The organism is uncultured Gemella sp., from assembly GCF_963515875.1.
Taxonomy (GTDB): Bacteria; Bacillota; Bacilli; order Staphylococcales; family Gemellaceae; genus Gemella.
In genome coordinates, this window is record NZ_CAUPZX010000021.1 from 23,870 (window position 1) to 29,869 (window position 6,000).

The following is a 6,000-nucleotide window of genomic DNA, read 5'->3' on the forward strand; positions in this document are numbered from 1 at the left end:
ATGTGTGATTATATTATAATTTAAATAACAACTAAGGAGGACTATTCTATGAAACTTTATTTAGCAGGAGCTTTGTTTAACGAAGCTGAGATAGCACAACGTTTAAAAGAAGGAAAACTATTAAGTGAAAGATTCGGAGATAGATTATCTGTCTTTAATCCAATTGAACAACCTTTCAATGAAGATAAACAAACACTACCAACCCCACAAGATATTTTTAATGGAGATACATATGCTGTAGAAAACTGCGATATATTTTTAGCAGATGTTACTAACGAAGATAGTGGTGTCATGGTAGAATTAGGAATTGCCATTGCACTGAATAAAAAAATTATTGCCATAAATTCTGATATTAGATTAAAATCAGCAAATAAATACGAAATACCTAGCTATGCGATGAACCACTACGTACTAGGTGGAATATTAAAACACGGAACACTTGTTTATAGCTTTGAAGAAGCACTAAACGAACTTGATAAACTATTTTGTTTGAAAAATCACTTATAATTAATAAAATAAGCGAGATCAACTTAAGAATTTTGATTTGAAATAATCAATTTCTTTAGCTAATCTCGCTTTTTACTTATTTAACTTTTAATTTTTTATCTTTTAATTCTAGTACCACATCAGCAGCACTCGCTAATTGATTACTGTGAGTAACTACGATAACACATTTATCATTCTCTACAGCTACCTTTTTCAATATTTCGATTATCTCTTCTGCAGTACTTTCATCTAAGTTTCCTGTTGGTTCATCAGCTAAAATTATTGGTGCTTCAGATACTAACGCTCTTGCAATAGCTACACGTTGTTGCTGCCCTCCAGAAAGCTTCATAACATTTCGATTAACATGTTCTTCTTCTAATCCAAGTTTTAATAGAATATCCTTACTTACATTTTTTGAAACAAGTTTTAGATTTTCTAATGGAGTAAGATAATCAATTAAATTATAATTTTGAAACACTAAAGAAATATCTTTACGTCTATGTTCACTATAACCTATTTTTTCAATATTTGTATTATTGAATAATATCTCTCCACTTGAAGGGCTATCTAATCCAGCTAATAACGATAGTAAAGTTGATTTCCCAGATCCTGATTTACCTATTATCGCATAAAACTTCCCTACTTCAAAATTATAAGTAATTCCACTTAAAACTTTTGACTTACTATTATCATATAAGTAACTTACATTTTTCAATTTAAAAATCGACATTTATTATTCCTCACTAATTAATATTCGTTAAAATTTTCTTCGGTTTCATCTTCAAGATTGGCAATAATGCTACAACTACCGAAATAAACACTATAGCTATCATTACTATAACTAGATTAACAATATCTATTCCATTAACAGACATCTTCATTAATTCATCCGCTATTGATTTTGGTAGTTCCTCAGAAAATATACTTCCCACATTGCTCGCTAAATACTTGATAGTCGCTATCTCTATACCGAGTGCAATCATTAGACCAAATATTGTTACCAATATTACCTCAACTATAAATTGTAACACCAGGTTTACTTTACTAATTCCTAACGACAGTAAAATCCCAATTTCGTAGGTTCTTTCACGAACCCAAAACATTAATATTAATGATAGTATAACTACTCCAACTACAACACTACCTATTCTTATCATATTAGTTATTTTCGTTATACTCTCTACTGATGATATAACTAGCTCATAATTTTTATTTGATTTAGAGACCATTAAGTTATTTATTCCTAAATCCTCAACAGCTTTAATTACATCGTCTAACTTAGTCGGATCTTCAACTCCGTATTCTACTGAAGTTACTTTATTATTAGCTATTAAATTTGATAATTCTTGACTTGATTTATAATCGATATAAACTGTATTTTCAATAAAATCTGAGCTTAAGCCACTAAAGGTATTAGTCTTTTCGCCAGAGTAGATTCCAACAATTTCTAACTCTAATGTTTCATCTTCTTGTGATAATTTAATTTTTTCACCTAAGTTAATATTATTTAATTCAGCAAATTTTTCGTGAATCATGATTTTATTCTTATCATTTTCTTCAATATGTCTTCCCTTTTCCAATTTTAAAACTTCACTCTTAAAATCAATATTACTTTTAGAAGCGGTAATTCCATTCATCATCACTAAATTACTTTTATTTTTTATTTCGTCGTTTAAAGTAATATTTTGATTTTCTTGGACTACTTTTTTCCCTTTAACAGTAACTGATTTAGAAAAAATATGATTTCTCGTAGTTATTCCTTTTAATTCTTCAATTTTTTTCAAAGTATCCTTTTCTATTTCTTTATTAGATTTATCTGCACTTTCAATATTAAATCCAAAATTAACATCTTTATACAAATTTTTAGAAATATTATTTACAGTTGTATTCAAAACACTGCCACTTAATAAAAAAAATAATATCAGTGTCACTATTAAAAACAAAATACTACTTCTAACTTTTTTTCTAATAATATAAAGATATGCCCTATTAAAAATACTCATCGGTTTCTCCTTACATTAATTAATATCAGATAATAAATCTTTAGGTTTTCTATATGCTAATCGACTAGATGAAATTCCTACAGCAATGACAATTATTGCAACACCAACAAGTACCACTGTCAGCATATTATCCATACTAACACTTACATCTAAGGCAGTAATAATTTTATTTGCACCCTCTACTTCAGCATTAGCTCCTAGATTAACTCCATTAGCTTGACTTGAGATAGTTTTACTTACAGATTTAACAGATTGTTGCAGTATCTGATTTCCGATATTTTGACTAATTGCACTTCCTACGAAATATGAAGCGATAAAGCTTGGGATACTAATTAATAGAACCTCAAGAATAAATTGTCCTATTATACTCGCTTTAGTCATACCAATCGCTAGGCTAACACCAATTTCTTTTCTTCTACCATTTATCCACAAGAATAGTATTAAAGAAAGAATCACAATACTAAATACTATAGTGCTTATAAATACACCATTAGTTAGACTATAAATTGTATCTAATGATTGTTGTAACGCTGGAAAGTTTTGATTACTCTTAACTAACATATACTGTTTCCAATTAATAGGAAGTTTTTTAGCATCATTTATAATACTATCAACTTTATCTTTTCCATCAACTAGGAAAGTTGCATCTTGATATATTTCTTTACCATCTTCATAGTTATATAAAGTTTTTGTTGTTTGAGTATCAGCTATAAAAATATTATCATATAGTTCCATATGATTAGAAGTAGCACCTTTGTTCTGACCTCCAAAAATACCAACTACAGTAACCTCAACCTCTTTATCAGATTTTTTCTCATTATCTGCATCATTTGGATTACCTTTTAATTTAATCTTATCCCCAACTTTAACTTTATTTTTCTTAGCGAAACCTTCATGAATCAAAACAGAATTTTTATCATTATCAGTTAGATGGCGTCCCTCTTGTAATTTTAACGTCTCTGCTGAGAATCTATCATCTAATGAAGAATCATTAGTTCCAGTTACAATAACCGTCTTAGAGAAAAGTTGTCTTTGTTTGTTGTTTTTCTCTTCTTGTTGATGATTCGCAAGTTTTAAAGGCTCTAAATCAATTAGATCCGCACTTACATTCATTCTTTTAACATATTTCTTTACTCCCGGAATATTCTTAATCTTCTCAATGTCCTCACCTATTAAATTACCTGCCCCCCTAGCAGTCCCTTGATTGATCTTTCTATTTATTTCCATAGAAAAACTACTCGTTATATTTTGAAAAGTTTCTTTTGATAAAGCATCTGTTGATTTTTTAATTGAAATAGTACTTAAAATTAATGATGACATAGTAGCTAATATTAAAAAAATAACTAATGATTTAAAACTTTTTCTGATTATATATAACCATGCTTTTTTTATTATAGACATTTATTACACCTCTTCTATATTTATTTATCATTAATAATAAAATTATATTAATAACTTTTCTATTATCTTACTCATATAATAATACTTTTACTTAAAATGTAATTAATACGATTTAAAGCGTTTTATCAGTTTTTTATAAAATAATAATTCAAAACAACCAAAGAATCACTCTTTCTTGTTTTGAATTATTTCCATGTATTATATTTTTTATCCTCAGTTCAATTACCACTGAAACTAAATTATCTAAAACTCAAAATCAATTCCTGTATTATTTCGTTCATAAAAACTTCGAGCCAAAGTATCTCTAATATGTTTGTCTGATTGCATATTATATAAATCAATTTGTGCATCAATAATACGGATACATTTATTAGCCAATTCAACGCCCTCAGATTTATTCAATTTCAATTGTATTTGAGCTAAAATAAATGAAAATGCATTAATATGGAAATTGAAATGCGTTAATTTAGAATAATTATTTTTCAACAATTCAATTGCTTTAAGACATTTTTCCTCAGCCTCTTCTACATGACCTCTTCTAGAAAGCAGGGCTATAGCACTGTGTAATGCTAGTATAGCTCTTTCTCCTTTATCAACTGAAAACATATCACCAATACCAACTGGTTTTAGATTTTCATCGATAATTCTTCGGATAAACTCTACAGAAAGCTGACTCTCATCCAAAACTCTAAGCATCAAAGTTAGCGTCAACATTTCATTCTTAGAAAGCTTATTTAGACTTTGAAGATAATTGAAAACAATCTCTCGATTTTCTAATATAATTTTTGGAACCATTTTTTCTTGAAATATTCCTAGGTATTGCTCAATATATAAGCGAGTTGTCATAGAAACATTTCCGTTCTCCAACGTTTTAATAGCCAAAGTTTTTATAGCAGAATAATTCCCCTCTTTTTCCATAGTATTCGCTTCTTTTAAAAATCCAGATTGATCAACTTCCACTAATGGTAAATACTCAGCAAAATAATCTTGATAGCATATACCTATATTTTTTAATAACTGTTCAAAAACTTCTAAAGATACACTTGTTTCATCCGCCTCAAATCTAATAAGAGTTCTTGCAGATATTGCAGTACCAGCCGCATCTTTTAATTTAATCCCACGTTCCTCCCTAATACTCTTGAAGATTTTCCCATGAAAAGATTTGTTGTCCATAAAGTTTCCATCTCCTTTATTAGTGTCAAATATATTATAACATAAAATAAGTAATCAATGTTAAAAATCATCTTAAATTTATTACATTAATTACTTATTTATTACATTATTAATTTATATAAATCAAATTAAAAAAGAGTAACTGACAACACAACACAACACAGTTACTCTTTTTACGCCTATATCATACTCCGATTAGCTATTTAGTTTATAAACTTCAAAATTAATACTTTTTTTCTCATCATCATTATATTTTTTTCTTAATTATATTTAGGTACATAATACGGTTTTTCTCCAATTTTGTTAAAGTATAACTATACTTGACAACTTTTTCAATTAATAATTATACCCTTAGCTAACAAAATAATACATTTATTTTATAAACTTAAACTTTCTTCTCTAATTGGATATTACTAACTAGATTTCATTCTCCCTAGAATATTCAAATTAACGAAAAAACAACCAAAAGTGCTAATTGAATATCTATTTCTAGTGAATAATTATAAGTACGGACTCTTATAGACATTCATTATTATAGCATTCATTTTACATAAATTATTACCTAGTGTAAAAATTGTCACTTTACAATGAAATCCTCTGAATATTTCACTAAAAGTGACTACTGTGTCACTATTTATTTTAATAATATAATTAACCTATTTTAAAATTCTACTATTTTCCTACGATTCAACTATATTTTTATCATAATTATTTAAAAAAATACACTCTTTTTCTTATAAAAAAAGACTGTTTCCATCAAGCTACATCGTGTTAGTTTTCTGTCTAACCTTCTGTAGACTGATATATTTCAGTCTTTTTATATCATAAACCTTTTCTATTTTGTTGCGTTGTTTTAACCCTTTTATATAAATACCATATAAACTGTAAATGTCAATATAAAAATGTACAAAAGTGACAAAATAAAAATGTACAATTA

The 6,000-nt window shown here is 27.5% G+C and carries 5 protein-coding genes; 1 reads left to right on the top strand and 4 read right to left on the bottom strand.

The annotated features are described in order from the left end of the window. Positions 1-48 precede the first annotated feature (48 nt). Positions 49-507: a nucleoside 2-deoxyribosyltransferase gene (locus RWL85_RS04975; RefSeq protein WP_314085597.1), complete on the top strand. Its 459-nt coding sequence runs from the start codon at positions 49-51 to the stop codon at positions 505-507. A 76-nt stretch (positions 508-583) separates the two neighbouring features. Here RWL85_RS04975 and RWL85_RS04980 read toward each other — a convergent pair whose 3' ends face one another. The 4 genes from RWL85_RS04980 to RWL85_RS04995 all read right to left on the bottom strand — a co-directional run bounded on the left by RWL85_RS04980 (position 584) and on the right by RWL85_RS04995 (position 5,063). Beyond that, positions 584-1,216, bottom strand: coding sequence for an ABC transporter ATP-binding protein (locus RWL85_RS04980; protein ID WP_314085599.1), 633 nt, complete (start codon positions 1,214-1,216; stop codon positions 584-586). 13 nt (positions 1,217-1,229) lie between these two features. Continuing rightward, positions 1,230-2,378 carry an ABC transporter permease gene (locus RWL85_RS04985; protein WP_314085601.1) on the bottom strand — a complete coding sequence of 383 codons (1,149 nt, stop codon included), beginning with the start codon at positions 2,376-2,378 and terminating at the stop codon, positions 1,230-1,232. Between the two features lie 126 nt (positions 2,379-2,504). Beyond that, a complete protein-coding gene (locus tag RWL85_RS04990) occupies positions 2,505-3,890 on the bottom strand; it encodes an ABC transporter permease (RefSeq protein WP_314085603.1) in 1,386 nt (461 codons plus the stop codon). Between the two features lie 243 nt (positions 3,891-4,133). Beyond that, positions 4,134-5,063 carry a helix-turn-helix transcriptional regulator gene (locus tag RWL85_RS04995; protein WP_314085605.1) on the bottom strand — a complete coding sequence of 310 codons (930 nt, stop codon included), beginning with the start codon at positions 5,061-5,063 and terminating at the stop codon, positions 4,134-4,136. Positions 5,064-6,000: the final 937 nt, after the last annotated feature.